This window comes from Bacillus sp. NTK071, assembly GCF_017303315.1.
GTDB lineage: Bacteria > Bacillota > Bacilli > Bacillales > Guptibacillaceae > Guptibacillus.
The window spans coordinates 1-265 of sequence record NZ_JAFKOI010000091.1; the positions used below are offsets into that span (position 1 = coordinate 1).

The window sequence follows — 265 nt, forward strand, 5'->3', positions numbered from 1 at the left end:
GACAGGCCCGGTAACTCGGGCGCAGGCGAGGGCGGCGACAGCGCGGTCAAGGTCGAGGCCAAGGCCCTGCCGAACAACCTGCTCGAAGATCTCGCGAAGATCCGCCTTGCCGCTCTGCAGCGCCGCGCGGCCGCGCAGACCGAGCTGATGCTCGACCTTCTGGCGTGGCAGATATCGGGCGGGATGCGCGCCTATGAGCGGGTGCTCGGGATCTCTGTCGACCGTCCGTCGATCGCGCCGGAAAAGACCGAGGGCTTCGAACTTC

1 protein-coding gene is annotated in these 265 nt (G+C 67.9%); it reads left to right on the forward strand.

Annotated elements, in window-relative coordinates; translation table 11 throughout:
- Positions 1 to 265 (forward strand): hypothetical protein (locus JI666_RS22145; protein WP_206895057.1); only part of this gene is annotated, 265 nt, incomplete at both ends.